This is a genomic window from Desulfurococcus sp. (assembly GCA_026626905.1).
In the GTDB taxonomy this organism is placed as follows: Archaea; Thermoproteota; Thermoprotei_A; order Sulfolobales; family Desulfurococcaceae; genus Desulfurococcus.
This window is the reverse complement of sequence record JAPNUX010000008.1, coordinates 31,247-49,037: the sequence shown is the minus strand read 5'-3', so window position 1 is coordinate 49,037 and position 17,791 is coordinate 31,247. Positions and strand designations below refer to the sequence as shown.

At 47.7% G+C, this 17,791-nt stretch carries 18 protein-coding genes and 1 tRNA gene; 12 read left to right on the top strand and 7 right to left on the bottom strand.

Annotated elements, in window-relative coordinates; translation table 11 throughout:
* Positions 1–6: 6 nt before the first annotated feature.
* From OWQ48_06125 to OWQ48_06105, 5 genes are all read left to right on the top strand, one after another.
* Positions 7–1,041 carry a signal peptidase I gene (locus OWQ48_06125; GenBank protein MCY0868784.1) on the top strand — a complete coding sequence of 345 codons (1,035 nt, stop codon included), beginning with the start codon at positions 7–9 and terminating at the stop codon, positions 1,039–1,041.
* A complete protein-coding gene (locus tag OWQ48_06120; GenBank protein MCY0868783.1) occupies positions 1,019–1,630 on the top strand; it encodes a hypothetical protein in 612 nt (203 codons plus the stop codon). The genes OWQ48_06125 and OWQ48_06120 overlap by 23 nt, the downstream gene beginning before the upstream one ends.
* 106 nt (positions 1,631–1,736) lie before the next feature.
* Positions 1,737–3,152 (top strand): thermopsin family protease, encoded by a 1,416-nt coding sequence (locus OWQ48_06115; GenBank protein ID MCY0868782.1) that lies wholly within the window; start codon positions 1,737–1,739, stop codon positions 3,150–3,152.
* Between the two features lie 132 nt (positions 3,153–3,284).
* A complete protein-coding gene (locus OWQ48_06110) occupies positions 3,285–4,640 on the top strand; it encodes a phosphoadenosine phosphosulfate reductase family protein (protein MCY0868781.1) in 1,356 nt (451 codons plus the stop codon).
* A gap of 21 nt (positions 4,641–4,661) precedes the next feature.
* A complete protein-coding gene (locus tag OWQ48_06105; protein MCY0868780.1) occupies positions 4,662–5,231 on the top strand; it encodes a hypothetical protein in 570 nt (189 codons plus the stop codon).
* On the opposite strand, the gene OWQ48_06100 is transcribed toward OWQ48_06105, so the two are convergent.
* Complete coding sequence (locus OWQ48_06100) at positions 5,218–8,007, bottom strand: DEAD/DEAH box helicase (GenBank protein MCY0868779.1); 2,790 nt, start codon at positions 8,005–8,007, stop codon at positions 5,218–5,220. The two genes, OWQ48_06105 and OWQ48_06100, sit on opposite strands and share 14 nt — an antisense overlap.
* A 416-nt stretch (positions 8,008–8,423) precedes the next feature.
* Here OWQ48_06100 and OWQ48_06095 point away from each other — a divergent pair, with 416 nt between their 5' ends.
* Complete coding sequence (locus OWQ48_06095) at positions 8,424–8,798, top strand: hypothetical protein (GenBank protein MCY0868778.1); 375 nt, start codon at positions 8,424–8,426, stop codon at positions 8,796–8,798.
* 82 nt (positions 8,799–8,880) lie between these two features.
* On the opposite strand, the gene OWQ48_06090 is transcribed toward OWQ48_06095, so the two are convergent.
* Both OWQ48_06090 and OWQ48_06085 read right to left on the bottom strand, forming a co-directional pair.
* Positions 8,881–9,708, bottom strand: coding sequence for a PIG-L family deacetylase (locus tag OWQ48_06090; protein MCY0868777.1), 828 nt, complete (start codon positions 9,706–9,708; stop codon positions 8,881–8,883).
* A gap of 81 nt (positions 9,709–9,789) precedes the next feature.
* Complete coding sequence (locus OWQ48_06085) at positions 9,790–10,164, bottom strand: hypothetical protein (GenBank protein ID MCY0868776.1); 375 nt, start codon at positions 10,162–10,164, stop codon at positions 9,790–9,792.
* Positions 10,165–10,388: 224 nt separating this feature from the next.
* On the opposite strand from OWQ48_06085, the gene OWQ48_06080 reads away from it, so the two are divergent.
* The 4 genes from OWQ48_06080 (at position 10,389) to OWQ48_06065 (ending at position 12,025) form a co-directional block, all read left to right on the top strand.
* Positions 10,389–10,491: transfer RNA gene (locus OWQ48_06080), tRNA-Pro, on the top strand.
* 25 nt (positions 10,492–10,516) lie between these two features.
* Positions 10,517–10,894: an SWIM zinc finger family protein gene (locus OWQ48_06075; GenBank protein MCY0868775.1), complete on the top strand. Its 378-nt coding sequence runs from the start codon at positions 10,517–10,519 to the stop codon at positions 10,892–10,894.
* Positions 10,895–10,973: 79 nt separating this feature from the next.
* Positions 10,974–11,282 carry a hypothetical protein gene (locus OWQ48_06070; protein MCY0868774.1) on the top strand — a complete coding sequence of 103 codons (309 nt, stop codon included), beginning with the start codon at positions 10,974–10,976 and terminating at the stop codon, positions 11,280–11,282.
* The gene (locus OWQ48_06065; protein ID MCY0868773.1) at positions 11,279–12,025 is read left to right on the top strand and encodes a geranylgeranylglyceryl/heptaprenylglyceryl phosphate synthase; all 747 of its coding nucleotides are present in this window, start codon (positions 11,279–11,281) and stop codon (positions 12,023–12,025) included. The genes OWQ48_06070 and OWQ48_06065 overlap by 4 nt, the downstream gene beginning before the upstream one ends.
* Here the strand turns inward: OWQ48_06065 and OWQ48_06060 are convergent.
* Entirely contained in the window at positions 12,006–12,263 is a 258-nt protein-coding gene (locus tag OWQ48_06060; protein MCY0868772.1) for a nucleotide pyrophosphohydrolase, read from the bottom strand. The two genes, OWQ48_06065 and OWQ48_06060, sit on opposite strands and share 20 nt — an antisense overlap.
* 119 nt (positions 12,264–12,382) lie before the next feature.
* On the opposite strand from OWQ48_06060, the gene OWQ48_06055 reads away from it, so the two are divergent.
* On the top strand, positions 12,383–13,180 hold the full coding sequence (locus tag OWQ48_06055) for a prepilin peptidase (GenBank protein ID MCY0868771.1): 798 nt from the start codon (positions 12,383–12,385) through the stop codon (positions 13,178–13,180).
* On the opposite strand, the gene radA is transcribed toward OWQ48_06055, so the two are convergent.
* The gene (radA, locus tag OWQ48_06050; protein MCY0868770.1) at positions 13,158–14,144 is read right to left on the bottom strand and encodes a DNA repair and recombination protein RadA; all 987 of its coding nucleotides are present in this window, start codon (positions 14,142–14,144) and stop codon (positions 13,158–13,160) included. The genes OWQ48_06055 and radA overlap by 23 nt on opposite strands.
* A gap of 162 nt (positions 14,145–14,306) precedes the next feature.
* Here radA and OWQ48_06045 point away from each other — a divergent pair, with 162 nt between their 5' ends.
* On the top strand, positions 14,307–16,136 hold the full coding sequence (locus OWQ48_06045) for a threonine--tRNA ligase (protein MCY0868769.1): 1,830 nt from the start codon (positions 14,307–14,309) through the stop codon (positions 16,134–16,136).
* Between the two features lie 38 nt (positions 16,137–16,174).
* Here the strand turns inward: OWQ48_06045 and OWQ48_06040 are convergent, their stop codons facing one another.
* Both OWQ48_06040 and OWQ48_06035 read right to left on the bottom strand, forming a co-directional pair.
* Positions 16,175–16,363, bottom strand: coding sequence for a hypothetical protein (locus OWQ48_06040; GenBank protein MCY0868768.1), 189 nt, complete (start codon positions 16,361–16,363; stop codon positions 16,175–16,177).
* A 120-nt stretch (positions 16,364–16,483) separates the two neighbouring features.
* Positions 16,484–17,785 (bottom strand): DNA topoisomerase IV subunit A, encoded by a 1,302-nt coding sequence (locus OWQ48_06035; GenBank protein ID MCY0868767.1) that lies wholly within the window; start codon positions 17,783–17,785, stop codon positions 16,484–16,486.
* Positions 17,786–17,791 lie beyond the last annotated feature (6 nt).

Here is a 17,791-nt window from a genome sequence, read left to right as displayed (position 1 = left end):
CTACTCGTGAAGGCCTCCACGCTACTCCTCTACCTTACTTTAATACTCGTTATTCTCGTGTTCACTGCATCCTACCACGGGTTATCTCCTATCTCCCTGAATGTTGTTGCAGGGTACTCAATGTACCCTGAGTTAAAGCCTGGATGTATTATTGTGGGTGTTGCCACATGGATCTCAGGGTTCACGGTTAACGATATAGTAGTCTACAGTAGATCTCTCGGAGATCAAGTTGTTCACAGAGTTATCAGTATTGAAGACAGCATAGTTGTCACAAAGGGTGACTTGAATCCTAATCCCGACCCCCCTGTAGAAGCCTCCCTAGTAAAGTATAAAGTAGTATCCCACGTACCCCTCTATATCTGGCTGCCGGCGGCCACGGCTATCCTTGTCACCATATGGGGGCGCCCCTGGAGAAGATCCAGCCTGCACTTTATTCCCCCGCTACTCCTCCTAGCATTCTATACTGGTATCGCTTATACAGGGTCAGAGCTACCCCCACAACCCATTGAGCTGAAAATCCCTGTAGTCGAGCTCCAGGGAACTTTTATCTCCAACGACTTCTCCACGATCACCATCTCATATAATCTCGGAGGATTTAGCATCAAGGCTGTAGAGTACTCTGTTCTAAGCCATGACGTATATCAGTGGACGTGTACAGCTGTAGTGAATGGAAGCAGGGTTCACATAAGTGTACCTAGAGAAGCCTACTATGCAATGATGGAGAGTAGAGTTAACAGGCTTCAAGTCAGCTTAGCACTCGACCTTGATAAAGGTCATCTTAACGGGAGTTATATAGTGCATGTCACCTGGCCTCCCCCTCGAGTATACCTAGCCGGCAATACACTGTTTATCGAGAACCCCACGCCTCTACCCATTGAAGCTAATATAACAGTTGCATCGATCCGCGAGGGTTTAACTGAGATGCTACACGTAGTGGTGAATGCTACTTCAACGTACACTCTGGCCCTAGAGCCCGGCACATACGTTGTTGTCAGGTACTCCTATATGGGTGAGGTATATGTCTGGTCGAATAGAGTCTAGCAGTATCCCGCCGAAGCCTAGAGTTAAGTGGAGGATGCTGGTTGTAACAGCCTCTCTTCTACTAGCTGTATCAGGTGTTATAGCAGTAGTCTTGCCAATAACACCCCTCTACGTTTTAAGCGGGGTCTTCAATGGATATATATCCCTCGTGAACTATAAGATTGAATTCCTCGGAGAGCCCTTGCATGGCGTGGGATTCGAGAAAGCGAGGCTACTAGCCTTAACTTCTATAGTCCACGGATTCTACGTTCTCGCCTCAGGTTTCTACCTGCTGACATCTACTCTTAGATTCAAGTCTCCTAGAGAGCCAGCTCTCTACTCGTCTATACTTGCATCGCTAACAGGATTCGTTTTGCCGCTGGTTCTAGCAAGAGCTAGACTACACGTTGAAGTAGACTTAGGATACATTCCAAGAGACCTCGAGGTGCTTACTTCAGCCGGCCTCCTAGATCTAGGTGAAACAAGCATAGCTGAAACAGTGTTCGCAGGAATCCTCCGGGTAGCCCCATTTATTCTACTAGTACTTACAGCATTATCTTCAACAATGATACTCCTGTACGCTGTTAAGTACAAGCCTGGCTCTAGCTAGTGGAGGCTGAATTCACGGGAAGCGAGTCCTCCTTAGCTTTTAACCCGGCTTTAGTATTCTCAGCCCAGGGGCTGCAGAGTGGATGACCTTAAGTGCTCCACCTACCTTGATTCTTACAGTGGTCTTCACGACTCTAGTACTGCTGGCTCCACCTGCTCAAAGTGCTAGTACTGTAAGCACGTGCTACGGTTACGCTGAGGTTAATGTATCCTCGGTGCCAGCTTACATAGTTGTCTACAGCTGGCAGGATAGCTCGTTAACCCTGTATCTGGAGAAGGAGGGCGGGGTGGTCGACGAGTACATTATACCTAGTAGTAGTGTTCTAGCAATCCCTGTCGGGGAGGCTGGAGTCTACTATCTAAGGATACCCGGGGTCTGCGGGGAGTCTTTAAACATCTCCTATACTGTCAAGGAGAAAGGCTTACCTATGGGTGTCGCCAGCTACCCTGCCAGCGTAATATATACAGAGATGATTACAGGATTCTTCAACATCACGGAGATAGAAGTCTTCAATCCTAATGCCACGAGGGCTGAGGAGATGTATGGGGCGAGCCTCCAGCTCAATGCTTTCATTGAAGTCGAGCTTGAAGACGGGAGAATCCAGTACTACTGGGTTCAAAACGTAGCTGTCTTCGTAACCAGTAAGCGTTTAACAGCTTTCTCGGTTAACATATGGAATGCTACATCCCAGCCTAGCAGGCTAGACCCTACAGCTATCAATGGGAGGGGAAGGGTTCAGGGATCCGCGTGGAGCTACTACGCTTACATAACAAAGCCTCAAGTCTACTCGACACCCTTCGCCGGCAACCTGACTATAAGAGTCTACAGTAATGTTAGTGATGTGCGCGTTGACTTTGGCTACATGTTAGCCCAGAATGGAAGCTTAATCCAGCAGCCTACTGCATGGTTTGATAGTGTCGCTATAACTCCTCCTCTAGGTGTGCCAGTGAAACGTGCTGGAGTAGTAGCTACGATGACTTACACGTCGAGCGCTGGATACCCCTTGAACGTTGAATTAGTCTTTGGGGGATACTGCTGTAGTCTTACAGCTAGCTTCACAAGGCTTAACGCCCAGCTGGCTATAGCCTACTGGGATGGAGTCGAGTACAGGGTTTTCCCAGGCAAGTATAACTTCGGCTTGAATACTGCTGAAGCCTGTAGTAACGTTCAAGCTGTACGCGGCGACGGCTTCGTCAGGGTTACCACGGGTGTTTTAAACCCTGAGCCTATTGATGCACCCCCTGCAACTCTAACTCGAGTGGTGACTGCAACTAGGACTGTCACGCTGCGTGAGACAGCTACCATTACGGTGACATTAACCCAGCCTGTGACAACCACGGTTTCAGCTACTATTACTGAGACTGCTACTAGGACTGTGACTGAGACAACTACATCTACAGTGACAGAGGTATCCTTTAAGACTACTACTGTAGGAGAAGTAAACTATGCTTTCTCAGCCGTGGTGGGAGTTATAGCTGCAGTCGTGTTAACCATTATACTCTACTATACTACTAGAAGATAACTAGGGGTCTGTGGAACCCCTGCTAGCTGCCAGCGCCCGCTTAAAGCTTGACTAGTAGCTGCTAGCACGCTTGTCCTTCACACTGCCTCAAGTAGTAATTTTAGGTTCCCTAGCATTTAACCGTGTGAGGTGGTGCTTACGCCTAGGATTTGGCCTACCACGTTTAAACTCCACTGGGATCCATGGAGGAATATACCTATCGTCAGGCCAAGCCAGAGGGAGATCGACCTCTACTACTCTGTGAGACTCATGGAGCCTGGTGACGCTAGACCCGCCTTTCAAGGCGACCTCGAGAAGCTGAGGGAGGCTGTAGTCTACGAGTATGGCGGTGACGCATTCTACAGGAGGTTCTTTGAAGGCAGGTTCATCCTGCTGAATAAGGTACCACACTGGGATCTAATGTACGAGGTTGTATCCTCAGGTAATGTTATCGGCCAATTATACTACGACCCCTTCAGGGAGAAGTGGAGGTTCAGGCCCACCTATGCTGGCGCTGTGAGAGCTCTTGAAGAAGGCTTAACTGAGAGAGTCGTGCTGGATAACCCAGTTTACGTTGGGAGGAGGGTTAAGCCTGCTCCAAGCGTGGGGGTAAGGCAGGTTGTAGTAGTAGATAAGAGAGGTGTTGTCAGAGGTCTTGGAGAAGTCTACGGTGATGAACTAGTAGTCGTGAAGACCTACCACGATAAGACTATGCCTGTTGAAACCAGTGATAAGCCAGCTTCACTCAACGATGTACTAAAGTATAATGAAGAAGGGCTAGAGGCCCTAGCTGAGAGGTCTATATCTTTCCTCAAGAGGCTGGGAGATAGATACAAGCTACCAGTCTCAGTCTCTTACTCGGGAGGCAAGGATAGCCTAGTAGCATTAGACTTAGCCTATAAGGCCTATGGGAGCGTGGAAATGTTATTCAATGATACTGGGCTCGAGCTGCCTGAAACCATCAGGAATGTCCACGAGGTAGCCGAGAAGTATGGTGTGAAGCTGCATGTAGCTTCAGCAGGCGATATATTCTGGAAGGCTGTAGAAGTATTCGGGCCCCCTGGAAAAGACTACAGGTGGTGCTGTAAGGTAGCAAAGCTTGTACCCATAGCTAGGTTAACCAGGGTTCTCTGGCCTAATGGAGCACTCAACATTGTAGGACAGAGGGCTTTCGAATCCCTGGATAGAGCTAAGAACCCGAGGATCTGGAGGAATAAGTGGATACCGCACTTAGTGACAACATCCCCTATCCAGAACTGGGGTCAGCTTGAATGCTGGCTCTACATATTTAAGCATAAGCTACCGTACAACAGGCTCTATGAGAAAGGCTTTGATAGACTAGGATGCTACCTCTGCCCCTCGAGTGCTCTAGCAGAATTCAAGGATGTAGCTGAAGAGTACCCGGAGCTATGGGAGAAGTGGTCTAGGATCCTTGAGGAGTGGCGTGTGAAGCTGGCTCAGCCCGCCGAGTGGGTTAAACTAGGTTTATGGAGGTGGCTAACGCCTTAAACAGCTAAGAAGAGGATTGCCGTGCATGTTGAAAACTACGTGATCGACTGGAGAAGCGAGTACACGCGTAGACTCCTCGGTAGCCGCGTGAACCTAGCACCGCTTGAAGTCTCCAGGTATAACAGCGGGCTTAGACTAGTATTCAACAGGGATCTAATACCCTCTACTGTTAAAGAAGTAGTTGTTGATAACATGGCTGGATTAGGGTATAACATCACTGAGGAGAGCGATACCCTAGTATTCTCCTCTAGTAGTACAACTCTAAGAGTATCAGGGAGAATCCTCGAGGTAGAACCCTTCTCGAGCGACGTGAATCTCGAGGACCTCGTAGACCTTCTAAAAGTAGTATATAGATCCCAGGGGTGCGTGAAGTGCGGGAGCTGTATTCTCTGGACGCCTCCAGGAAGCGCTGTGCTCACGCAGAACGGGCCTAGACCACTAAGGAGACTCGACGATAAAACTAGGAGATTCTATCTTGAAGCCTGCCCTATCAGCGATCAACTCGTTGAGAAGGTAGTCGTCCCCCTGGTAACCGATAACCCTAAAGCCTTCAAGAGGAGGAGCCGTAGAAGAATTATCACACACGGCTAGACTTCTCAATGTACTTTTTAACCCTGAGGAACTCTTTTTCTCTCTCGTATACTTCTGATACTATATCCATGCCTCTTGATACATTGTTGAGGATCCTCACGGCTTCATCAGTGCCTACACCTCTCCCAGCGAACGCTAGGAGAGCCTGCCTTCCGAATTTAAATAGTATTATGGCTCTTCTAGCTAGATCCTCGCGTAGCCTTTGCTCGTGAGCTTTAAGCTTTTCTCCCCGTTTAAGCTTGTCTACTAGAATCCTCTCCTCCTCGCCTTCTCCTTTAACTACTGTGAGCGTCGCGCGGTGGCAGCGGGGGCAGGAGTAGCTGTTCATCTCCATGAGTTCTCTCACCTTACCCTGCTTCACGTAGCCGCAGTTTAAGCATACAAGTGTTAACTCCCTCTCTAGAAGCCTCTCCAGGTACTGTGATCTATCGAGAGCCGCAATCTCTCTTTTAACTGGTAGCTCTATGTAGCCTAGTATCTCCACGTGGTGCTTTGAAATCTGCTTGTAGAGCCTCCGCTTAATGCTTACTTCGCCAGTAGAGATCATGGAGGCTAGCTTGAGAGTAGACTCTAAATCGTAGTCTCTCACTAAGACCTCCTTTAAGGCTTCATCACCTATAACTGTCTCCCCCAGCGCCTCCAGCATCGCTTTTGTGACCCTGGTTTCACCGGGCTTCACAGCTGAGAACCTCTGAGCTGTCTGGTAGACTCTCCAGTAGAATAGCTGTCCCTCTCTCGCTACACGCTTAAGCATCCCTGGGTCAGCCGTGTACTCCCCTATTCTCCTCAAGGTATCCTCGATGACCTTCAGTATCTCGAGGGGTGGCGTGTACCCTTTAATTCTAAGTATAATAGCGTAGGGTGAGGAGTATGCTTCGAAGCCTGCCAGCGGGTACTTCTGCTTGAGGACCAGTATTAAAAGATCTCTTATAAAGCTGTTAACCTTACTTCCCCAGTTAATGTTTATGAAGACCATGTTGAAGTCTTCAACGTAGTCTACGTATATCTCGAAGGCGCCGCTCAACTCTCTTACAGCATCTAAGGGTATCTCCACGGGTGTTTCAAGAAGCTTCTCCAGGTCTTCTGGTAGCCTACCATTCTCTCTAATGTAGTCTACTACCTCCCCCACCATTCTAGCTGTTGATGCTTCAACTGGTATGCTCTCACCCTCCCAGTGGGGTATTACAGCTTCACTGTAGTCTACTGCTGCTCTCTCAACGTACACTCTACCCTCATCTTCATCCACACCTATGATCCTCCAGGACTCCCCGGCAAGAACAACTATGTCGTCTGGTTTAAGATTTAATACAACATACTCCTCGTTCAGCGAGCCTATCCTCCTCCCCGTGGAGGCTTCTACAACCACTAGATCTCTTGTTGATGGAATCATGGTTGTCTCGTAGATGTAAAGCCTTGTTCTTCGAGTCTGCTTTAGGATACCGCTGTCCTCTCTAACTACACGCGTGTACTTCAAGTACTCTACAAGCCTATCGTATTCATCCCGGTTTAAGCTACTATAGAGCGTGTACTTCTTCAGTCTCTCGAATAAATCCTCTTTACTCACCCCGCTGCGGTTTAACACTGTGAGCACTGCGGTAGCGTATGCGAGGACGTCCAGGGGCTTTGGAGTAATGTCTTCTCTCTCAACCCTCCCCTTCAAGGCTTCTCTAGCTAGCACTAGGGACTCTAGAAGGTGCAATGTGTTACCCGTGCTTACTACTGTACCACGGCTAACTCCCCCCAGCCTATGCCCGCTTCTACCGACACGCTGTATTAGACGTGAGGACTGCCTAGGGGAGAGGTACTGGATAACGTAGTTTACGCGGCCTACATCTATGCCGAGCTCCATGCTGGATGTAGCTACTAGAAGCTTAATCCTGCCCTCCTTGAATCCTTCTTCTACTCTCTCCCTGTGGGCTCTGGAGAGACTACCATGGTGGACGGCGACCTCGAAGTCTAAGCCAAGCTTCTCCACGAAGGCTTTCAGCGTTGAACCCAGCGACTCAGCTAGAGATCTCGTGTTCGTGAAGACTATGATGCTACCGTAAGCTTCAACAGTTCTAGTAATATACTGCAGCCTGGATTCAAGCCGCTCATCTCCTAGAATACCCTTAGATCCCCCGCGGGGGACAGCAACCTTTAACTCCACGGCTTTAGCTGAGTCATCTACTAGGATTTCAATATCATCGACTGGAATAAGCTTTGAAACCTCCATGGGATTCGAGAGTGTTGCTGATAGAGCTATCACAGTAGGCTTGAAACCATAGTACTCGCGTAGCAGGTAGAGTATTGTGAGTAGTGCCAGCCCCCGCTTGCTTCTAATCATCTCGTGGAATTCATCTATAATCAAGTACTTCACGTTAGACATGTAGGGCCACAGCTTCTCGTTAACCAGCACGTAGGTGAATGATTCAGGCGTAGTGATCAATACGTGCGGGGGGTTAACGTAGAGATTTCTGCGTGCTTTCCCCGGGGTGTCACCGTGCCTGACAGCCACGCTTAGCTCAAAGCATGAAGCTATACTCTTAATCCTCCTCTCAATATCCCTGTTTAATGCTCTCAGCGGGGTAACATATATTGCTGCGAAAGGCTTTACTCTACCCGCTCTAACCCTGTAGAAAACTGGGAGGATGGCTGCCTCAGTCTTCCCGCTGCCAGTTGGTGCTACAATTAAAACATGCTTTCCTTCACTAGCAATACTTTTAAACGCCTTCTTCTGAAGCTCTGTTAACCTCTCATAGCCCAGCCTGCGCAGGCAGTCAACGATACTGCTCACTTCACCCTCAACCCGTTTACCCTACACTATCATTATTTTAGTGCAGGGTCTTAGCCCTTATCCACCTACCCATCAGCTCTTGAAGCAGAGCCTCCATCGCCAGAAGCTAGCAGGCAGTCTTACATGCTCTGGAAAAGCATGAGGTGAAGCTAGTAAGCTCCTTGCTCTCTCCACGATTATTAACTCGATGTAAAATATTTCCAACATGAAGAGAATTCAGCCTCAGGCTCCATGATACTGTAGCAGGCAGCCTTGCTGAGCATGACTAGCAGTGTGAAAAACTACTCTTCACTAAGAGCCTGCAGGAAGGCTGCTGTAGTGGTTTTATAATCAATATAACCCTTTATAACGATCTTCAGGTATAACAGGTAGTCCTGTGAACAAGCCAGATACGCTTACAGGATAGGTGGGCAGGCATGCCTCTATTCAGCGACGAGGAGGTACCCGAGGAATTAGAAGAGAGGATCGAGGAGGAGTACGAGGAGGAAGAGGAGGAAGGTGGAGAGATACGATTAGAGCAGTTGAAGCTACTTATAGGTGTCACAAAGCTCTGGCGGAGAATACTTAGAGGGGAGGCCAGTATAGAAGAGCTTAAAAGCCTAGTGAAGCAGGAAGCTAAGAAGCATGTAGCAAAGCCTGCTAAAAAGCCATCTAAGAAGGAGAAGAAAAAGAAAGAAAAGACCGGGAAAGCGAAGAAAAAGGAGAAGAAAACCGGGAAAAAGACCGAGAAAACCAGGAGTAAAAGCAAAAGTAAGAAGAGTAAAGAGAAGAAAGGGAAGAGTAAGAGCTGAAAAACCAGGGGCCAAGGGTAGTCTGGCTTCAGGTAAACCTTATTTCATCATTTCATAGAATGTCATCCTACTTGTTTTCACTTTACAAGTCCTCGGTGTAGAAGCTGATATGCAGATGCCTCGGTGATACTACTTTGAATGCCTCAGCATAGAGGACTCCTATCCTCCTACCCATAAGCCTAGAGTATACTCTCAGAAGACCCTCCAGCTCCCTGAATCCTCCAGGCGGATACTGGCTTACATGAGATGCAACAGCCTTTAACTTCACATCCATGTAGTCTGTTATATCCACGTACACGTTCGGCTTTCTAGTCCAGTAGAATGCTATGTATGGTGTTGCATGAGGTTTAAGACCAGCTCTTATATCACCTGGATTAACATGGGGGAGCCCGGCGAAGATTACTGCCTGGACAGCAAGGAGGCCTGTCGCAATGTGATCAGGGTGTGCTTCATACGTTAGCCAAGGGTCGACTGTTAATACTACATCAGGCTGTAGCTCTCTTATCAGGGTTATAAGCCTGCTCCGTGCCTCCTCAGTCACCTCAAGCTCTGAATCCCTGTAGTTCAACCATATAAGCCTCTTTACCCCTAGGATCTCGGCAGCCTTCTTCTGCTCCTCCATTCTAATGAATGCAAGTTTCTCAGGGTATAACTCGGGGTCACTTGTTCCAAGCCTGCCGTCTGTCATTGTAGCATAGATTACTTCACACCCCCGCTTAGCGAGCTTGGCGATTAAGCCGCCGGCAGCGAGGTCAGTGTCATCTGGATGCGGCTGTATGCTTAGAACTCTTCTAGCTGTCTCGAAGACGCTGCTCAACTTTCTTGACTCAGTAGTCACAAGCAGCTTATATGCTTCACTATAATCCAGCTTGGAGAGGATTTCTTCATTTAACTCTAACTCAGGCTGCATAACTCATCCCTCAGTAGTGTATTACAGCCAGCTGTATTTGAACCTAGCACTCTACAACCAAATAACGCCCTGCCCCTCCGCTTACACCTTCTGCTCCTCGACAACTATCTCGCTGAAACCTAGGTTCCTTAATACTGAAGTAATTACGTCAAGACTTACTCTCCGATCAAATACTATTTCAACCATCTCCTCGCTGTTTTCCACGAACAACCTGACTCTATGAATGAATACTCTTCCAGCGAGAACATCCCTTGGATCCTTAGGGATATTAATGTACTCCTCGAACTTCCTCCTAGAGTACCTCAGGTACTCCTCGAAGTTCCTCACTATTCTTAAAGCCTCCTCGAGATCCCTTGTAAAACGTATTGATGCAAGCTCGCTGAGCAGTCTTATAGCATCCTGCCTACTCAGTGATACGTGAGGGCTTCTAGCTAAATCCACAAGGATTTTAACCACTGCTACCACCAAGTGCACTCTATAATCAACTATTACCTTGAACCTAAGACTTAATATATCGAGCCTCCACTACACCTAGAGTAGCCTGGGGAACTCCACCGTGGGGTAGAAGACTACACTTCACTCCATCTAGGTAGAACAGTATAGCATTCACGCATAGCCACGCGGGGAGAGTTAAGTATAAAGATATTTAAGCGTTTCCAAGGGAGACAGAGAGTTGGATTGGGCCCGTCGTCTAGCCTGGACTAGGATGCGGGGTTCGGGACCCACACCGCTGAAGAAGGGCGGGACTCCCCGTGACCCGGGGTTCAAATCCCCGCGGGCCCATTAAGCCTACTGGATGTGGGTTCTAGTGGATGTCAAAGATACGCGTTTAAAGCTGGAGGAGGATGCATCTAGAGGTGTAGAGGCGAGAAGTGTACTACCGCTAGTCTACGAGCACAGGTTTGTTAGGCTGAAGACTCCTGGAGACAGGGATATATGGGTTTACATGGGTCCTCGAAGCGATTACGTCGTCATACCGGGAACCTACTGTAGCTGCATGGATTTCTCTGTGAGAGTAGTCTCGAGGAGCTCATACCCCTACTGCAAGCACCTTCTAGGGCTTGAAGTAGCTCTTAGAAGAAACCTCTACAGGAATTTAGAGGTTGGTGAATCCGATGCTGTAGGGATTGTAAGAGAGATTCTATCCCAGGGTTTCTCGAGGACTCTTAGAAGACTACTCAAGTAATCCCAGCATGCAGGTGTTGTAGAAGTATAAATTCGTGTCTCTAGTAAATAAGCTGTATTAAGTGGATTGGTGTGGCATCATGGGTAGGAGGAAAAAGAGGAGAAGGATTGTTAAGAAGACTATTAAAATGCCCCTGGTATTCGAGTGCCCAAGCTGCGGATCTCGTTCTCTCTCAGTAGTATTCAAGAAGGAGGGTTCTACGAGGAGAGCTATAGTATCCTGTAGTAAGTGCGGCTTATACTACGAGTTCGAGAGTGTTCCTTCACTCTACCAGGCCTCAGACGTATACAATAAGTTCGTGGATCTCTACGAGGAAGGAAAGATCACAGTTAAATACGTGCTCCCTGAAGCCGGGGAGTCCTCTGAGAGCGAAGAGGGAAGGGAATGAGTGGCCGGGTATTCAATTATATTACTGGGAAGATTGCTCGAGGAGAGAAACTACACTTCACTCTCATAGACCCTGATAAAGTCGCGGACTTGGAGAGGCTTGAGAAGCTTGCTGATGAAGCCAGCAGCGCAGGCACTGATGCATTTCTAATCGGGGGGAGTATTGGGGTCACGCCTGAGGAAGCCGGGGCAGCAGCAGAGGTACTCAAGAAAACCGGGCTCCCGGTGATAGTCTTCCCTGGTAACCTCAACTGCCTAACCCCTAAGGCTGATGCTGTTCTCTTTATGATCCTAATGAATACTCTAGAACCATACTACCTGATTCAAGCGCAGATTCAGGCTGCCCCAATTATACGTAAGTATGGGTTGGAATCCATTCCAACAGGCTACATAGTCTTCAATGCTGATACAGCGGTAGGGCATGTAGGCAGGGTTCAATCCATACCCTACTCTAAGCCGGAGCTAGCTGTAGCCTACGCTCTCGCAGCAGAGATGATGGGGCTTAAAGTACTGTACCTGGAGGCTGGAAGCGGTGCTAGAGAGCCTATCCCCCCAGTGTTCCCAAGACTTGTTAAAAAGTACTCTAACCTGGTAGTCACTGTAGGCGGGGGCGTGAGGACTCCTGAGATAGCCCTGGAGCTCCTGAAAGCTGGAGCCGACATTATTGTCACAGGGACTATTATGGAGGAGGAGCCGGTTAAAGGAGCCGAGATTGTGAAAGCTATTAAGAGTTTTCGAGGCTAGTATACTTTCTTTTAAAGGCTTCCTCTAAGTCCACGTCAACGAGGTTTGCTATGCTTAACAGCCATGCGAAGACATCAGCCAGCTCCTCCTCGAGCATTCTCCTCTCCATTTTAAGTACTGCTTCAGCCAGCTCCCCTACTTCTTCTGTGAACCATGTGAAGGTTGCGAAGACACCTCTATGGCTATCCCTCTCATAGTATAACCGTTTAATGTGCTCCTGAGCCTCCCTAATCTCCAAGGTATCCACCAGTCAAGGCTTCCTATGAAATGTTAACTCGAAGTGCTAGAATATATATCCCTCCTAGAATAGACTCGTAGCTAGCTATACTCCCGTGAACCCGTATTACAGGGATTGGTATGAATTACACGTTAAGTTTACTCGAAGTGCTGAAAGCGGTCTACGCTCTCACATTTCTAACCGTATTCTCAGTGCAGGATTATAGGAGGCGTGAGGTCAGCGATAATCTAGTCTACTTGTTTATTGGTGGTTCAGTAGTCTTCCTCGCGTTCACAGTGCTTGTGGAAGGCTTGAACCCGTATTATACCGCTTTCTCAGCGATTGTACCAGCAGTCTTCGCTTTAATGCATGCAGCCGGCTCAATGGGTGAAGGAGATGTACTCGTTGTGGCAGCGCTAACCATGCTGTACCCTAACCCATCACCAACTGGCCTCCAGACTAGAAGCCTTCTACCTCCTATTTACTCTATCACTATGTATTCAGCTCTATCTGTCGTAGTGTTATCGCTTCTACACGGCTTCTACACTACTGTAAGATACAGTGAACTACTGAAGAATATTCCATTAAAGTACAGGTTAGTTTACCCGTTCATCGCTAAGCCCATGACTATCGGGGATTTCGTTAACTCAGATTTCTACTATCCGCTGGTTCTCCTGCAGGCTGGAGGTAGAGGAGTTGAAGCCGTCTACAGGCTCCACTACGATATAAGGGAGGATTTAAACGCTCATAAAGAGACTCTCAGAGAGCTAGTTGAGAAAAATCTTGTCTCCCGGGATACGTATATATGGGTGTCCTATGGTATCCCCTTCATGATACCACTGCTGGTAGGCACGCTTACATTTATGCTTTTAGGCGACACTGTATTACTGGCTCTACTAGGAGTTCTACTAGGCTTTACTCCTCTTCTGAGTCCCTAATCCCCTCCTCGGAGATCACGAAGACAGCTTCACCCTCTGGGAGGTGCGGGGCATCAACTACTCTAGCTATCCTCTTATTACCCCTCGACTTCCTTAATTGTACTCTCACACCAGGCGTGTGCGCTAGAACGTGGCCGCCTACAGCTGTCGTGGGGTCACCGTAGAAGACGTCGGGTCTAGCCATGACTTGATTAGTGACGACTACTGCAATATTGTAGGCTTCAGCCAACCTCATTAACTGGTGGAGATGCGAGTTAAGCTTCTGCTGGCGTTCAGCCAGGTGTTCTCTACCAGGGTACTCAGCTCTAAAGTGGCTTGTAACACTATCTAGCACCACTAGCTTCACGTTATTCTTAGGGATGAAAGTGAAGAGCTCGTCGACTATTGAGATCTGATGCTCGCTGTTATACGCTCTCATGTAGTATATGTTATCCATTACGGTTTCAGGGTCTAGTCCAAGAGCTTTAGCCATAGCTTCAATTCTCTCCCAGCGGAAGGTTCCCTCAGTGTCAATGTAGACTGCTCTACCCTCCAGCCCGCCTTTCTCGAAGGGCAGCTGCACGTTAACGCTTAGCTGATGGCAGATCTGAGTTTTACCGGAGCCGTACTCCCCGAAGAACTCTGTTATAGTCTTAGTCTCTATGCCGCCGCCGAGGAGCTCGTCGAGACTCTTACTTCCAGTTGTAATCTTTCTTACATTCATTCTCTCCTGCTTAACCTCCCTAGCCGTCTTAAATGTTATACCAAGTATCTTCCTAGCATTTTCAATGATCTTCTGGGCTGTTAGAAGCGGGAGCCCTGTTTTCTCAGCCAGCTCTTCAGCACGGGCTACTACAACACTCCAAGCTGAGAGATATCCGGCTGCCTCTAGTTTCTCAGCTATCGTTGAGCCTACCCCAGGTATATCTCTAACAGAGATAAACCCAGTAGACTGCTCCTTACCAGGATTACTACCCTCAGGCATTGAGTTTCAAGCCCCATGGTAATCTATTGCAAACACTCATTTTAAATCTTGAAGGAGCAGGCAGGTATCCCTGGTATCTGGGAATAGAAGCGCCCCTCAGGGTATTTAAATATCCTGGTAAATTATTCATCAAGATAACGTCGTTGAGTTCAGGTGCCCCTCTTGAGGCTACTCTTAATCCATGCACGTCGATTCAGCTATGAGGTGCTGGAGCCAGCTGTAGAAGAGCCGGAGCCCGTTGAAGAGAAAAACTTGAGTCTCGAGAACGCTCTCATCGTATTCACGAGTATTGAGAGAGGAGATGACTCTAGCACTATTAGTAGTGCCATCAGCGAGATCACTAGTGTGTACAATCAGGTTAAAGCTTCTTCAATAGTAATCTACCCGTATGCTCACTTATCACAAGACTTAGCCCCTCCATTCGAAGCTGTGAAGATCCTTAGAGAGCTCTACGAGAATCTGAGTAGAAGTGGCATAAGAGTATACAAGGCTCCATTCGGATGGTATAAATCGTTTACTCTCGAATGCTACGGGCATCCCTTAAGCGAGCTCTCAAGAAGTATTAAAGGTTCAGCTACAACAGCTAGAAGAGTAATTGAAAAACGCTTCTACATTATGACTCCTGACGGCGCCCTCCACGACCCCTCCAGCTTCGACTACACAAACTACCCTGAACTCAAGGTACTCGTAGACAAAGAGGTATTCGGAAGAGAGCTGCCTGGAGGCGAAAACAAAGTCAATGAGTACTGTGGGAAGTTCGGGTTTGAATGGGAGCCCATGAGCGACCATGGGCATATGAGGTACGGGCCTCATGCAGCAGCCATAATGGAGTCTGTTATCAGGTACTCGTGGAGCGTGGCGAGAAGCCTGGGGATACCTGTCTTCAAGGTTATGGGTAGCAATATGTTTAATCTAAAGGAGAGACCTGTCTACGAGCACGCCGTTCTCTTCGGGGACAGACTATACGAGGTTGGAGTAGATGAAGATAGATTTGTGCTTAGATACGCTGCCTGCCATCAGCAGTTTGCAATGCTCAGGGACTGGGTGATCAGCTATAAGGATCTACCTTTCGGGATGTTCGAGGTAGCTGACAGCTACAGGCTTGAACAAGAGGGTGAAGTAGCATTATGCTTTAGACTCAGAAAATTCTATATGCCGGACCTCCACATACTCACAAGGAATCTCAGCGAGGCAGTTGAAGTTTCACTGAGAGTACAGGCTAAAATACATGAAGAGGCTGGAAAACTCGGCCGGAGATACGTGGCATTATACAATGTAACCGAGGGGTTCCTAAGGGATCACAGAGATAAACTACTAGAATTCGTTAGAAGGGAGAGCTACCCGGTACTCATATCTGTGATACCTTCAGGTATATACTACTGGGTTCTCAACGTTGAGTACCATATAATAGATAACTTGAAGAGGCCTAGGGAGATCGCTACATTCCAGATAGATGTCGGGAACGGGGAGAGATTCAACATATCGTACGTGGATGAAAAAGGAGAGAAGCACTTCGTGGTTATAATTCACACAGCAATACTCGGAGGCGTAGAGAGATACATATACATGGTTCTCGATACAGCAGCCCAGATGGAGGCAAGTGGGCAAACACCCTACATACCCACCTGGATGAGCCCTATTCAAGTGAGAATTATACCTGTCTCAAAAGCGTTCAACGAGCAAGCCTTTAAGATTGCCGAGGAGATCTCTCGTAGAGGCTTCAGAGTAGACGTCGACGATAGAGATGAATCTCTTGGAAGAAAAATTAGAGATGCTGGGAGAGAGTGGATCCCCTATATGATCGTAGTTGGTGAGAGAGAAGTAGCCACCGGTACAGTGAATGTTAGATTCAGGAGGAGTAACGACCAGAGAGTAATGAAGCTCGAGGAATTCATAGAGCTACTCGAGAAGGAGGTTGAAGGATACCCGCTGGTTGAAGCGACACTACCACTCAGGGTCAGCTCGAGACCTGTTTTCTCCTACGGCCACTAACCTTTACTCTTCTAGAGGCAGGATTAAATCCATGAATACTACTCTTCCACGTATCTCAGTATTTCATGGAAGGTGTTCCTGCCGCAGTTAGGGCAGTAGTGGTATAGTTTCTTAAACTCCTTGTTGAGTGGGAATGCTACTAGTAGCTTCCGCTCTACACCGCACTCACTACATTTTACAATCCAGTAGCCCATGGCCGAGTCATCCTCTCTAAGCTCGTGTAACACTTATTAGGATTGTAGTCACTGCTTTTAACGTGATGATGAGACCACGGGTTTGATTAAGAAGAGATGAGAAAACCTGTCTCACCTGAGGTCTCCTTAGACTTCACGCTAGCTTAAAAGTGGTTAGCTAAGCCAGTCGCCACTAGATATCTTCCCTGGAATGTATTCATCAGCAAGGAATCTCAGGCCTTTACTAGCCATTGCTTCTATTTCAAGCTTGCTTAACGTCTTGAAGAATACGCAGAGTTCTCTAATCCACTCTGGTGTCTGGAACCACGGGTAGCCTGAAGCCCCCTCCTTCTTCTTCAGCTTGCTTTTAATCTCAGTATTATCTAGGCATGCTTCCGCTACATTGTATCCTACGAGTTCTACGGCTCTCTCAATGTCTTTCAGTTTAGCTCTAATAATATAGTTTCTCCGCTCGGCTTCACTTAGATAGGGCTTCTTGCTTTGAAGGCTCTTTAAGTCGCCTGCTATCGATGAGATAATCTTCCTTGAATCCTTCTCCTTTAATATATCTCTGAAAACACTGTCACCGAAGACGTCGGTCATCATTACACCTATGAATCTAGCACTTGGTGTTGCAAGCCTCTCACTCTCATAGGAGAGTGTTATACTGCCAATCTTGAAGACGCTGTAAATGTAGAATCCATAGGGGTCGCTGTCTGTTAGCACGTAGACTGGCAGCTTGAATTCATCACTGAGCCTTCTAACGAAGCGTCTAGTAGCTCTATCAGGCTGGCCGGCGCTAGTAACCAGTATAGCCTTATGCTTTCTCCAGAAGCCGTATCTATGTAGCTGCTGGAATACTGCATCCTTCTCCACTACTAGTATATACTCGGCGTCTACATCCCTGAACTCTATGAGGTCGGGTGTTGGCTCTATAGAGTAAGCTCCATGACCCATCCTGCTGAGGTCTATAATGTCATCACCACTCTTAATAACCAGGTTCCCTACAACCTTACCTTTCTCCTTGCTCAGGATGAGGAGGTCTTCTCTTAGTACATCCAGGTATACTTCTAGATCCCTTATTACTCCATCCGACTCCTTCTGTTCATCCCAGGTGTTCTCGTGGATTATCTTTCCGCCACTCCTATACGTTATGCTGTGCTTCCCCCTATAGTATAGGTCGCGTATCGTAGGATACTCGTTGCTAACAAGGGATTCATGTATTATTGAAGCCATAAGAATAGTCTGCATGAACTTCTTGGCTTCATTAGCATCTGCAAAGCTTCTTCTAAGGGTTTCAGGCCCTAGTAGGAGAATCTTGTTCTTGTAATCATATATCGTGTTGGAGAGAGTTCTTTTAGGCATGATTAATGCGGGAGGCTTCTCCTCCTCTATCTCCCTAGCTATTCTTAGAAGGGATTCTCTTATAAGCTCAGCAGCTTTTCTCCTAGCCTCTACATCAGTCTTTGACACCACTGCTAC